The sequence below is a fragment of the Halanaerobium sp. genome, from assembly GCF_003070835.1.
On the sequence record NZ_QBLR01000491.1, the window covers coordinates 1 to 1,145 of the forward strand.

1 protein-coding gene is annotated in these 1,145 nt (G+C 36.5%); it reads right to left on the bottom strand.

The genetic code is table 11. From position 1 onward, the window contains the following. Positions 1–45: 45 nt before the first annotated feature. Positions 46–1,145, bottom strand: a 1,100-nt coding sequence (locus tag CI949_RS20725; RefSeq protein ID WP_290769936.1) for a RecQ family ATP-dependent DNA helicase, incomplete at its 5' end; no start/stop codon positions are given.

A 1,145-nucleotide genomic window follows, 5' to 3' on the forward strand; every position in this document is an offset into this window, starting at 1 on the left:
AAAACCAATAATTTAAATTTATATATTAAAATAAGGTAAATAAAGCTAAGAATAATCTTTAACAGCGGTTAAAAACTTCTCACCATAACGAGAATATTTCACTTCCCCAACTCCGCTTACTTTAAGCATCTCTTCTTTACTTTGAGGTAATAGTCTACACATATCTTTGAGACTGCTGTCATGGAAAATTATATAAGGGGGAACTCCCTCTTTTTCTGCAATTTCTTTTCTCAAATCTTTTAAGATTATAAAAAGCTCGCTATCTTCACTGACCCGCTGCTGCTTAGCTTCTATTCTTCTTTCAACTTCCAGTTTACCCTGCATGACCTGGTATGATTTCTGATTTAGTTTTAAAAGCGGATATTTAGCTCCTGACTGGCTCAAATATCCATCTGCAATTAATAGGTTAATTAAGTTTTTAATTTCTTTGATTGTATAGTCAGACATAATAGCATAGGTTGAAAGTTGATCAAATTTAGACTCTAATATCTTTTTGCTTTTGGATCCTGCAAGAACTTTTGCAGTTACAGTAATTCCCCAGCCTTGATCTAGGCGGTAAACACAGGATAAAATTTTCTGAGCTTCAACTGTAATATCCTGCAGCTGGCGCTGATCATTACAGCTGCTGCAGTTAGCACATTTTGAAGGCACCTCTTTTTCACCAAAATATTTTAAAATATAGGAGCGCAAACATCTGCTGGTATGGCAGTAATCAACCATCTGCTGCAGTTTTTTTAACTGGTCTTCTTTCCTGGGAGTTGCTGCATCAACCTGATCAATTAAAAATTTCTGGATATGTTTATCACCTGGAGCATAAAGTAGAATACAATCTGCAGGCTCCCCATCTCGTCCTGCTCTACCGGCTTCCTGATAGTATGATTCCATATTTTTGGGCATATTATAGTGAATTACAAAACGGACATTTGACTTATCAATTCCCATCCCAAAAGCATTTGTGGCTACAACCAGCTGGATTTTATCATAAATAAAAGCTTCCTGAGCCTCTGTTCTTTCCTGATCTGAAAGCCCGGCATGATAGCGGGCAACCTGATAGTTTAACTTCTCTAAAAGCTCATAAATTCTGTTAACTTCTTTTCTGGTTGCTGCATAAATTATACCCGGCTGATCAGAGTTAACCTTTAGAT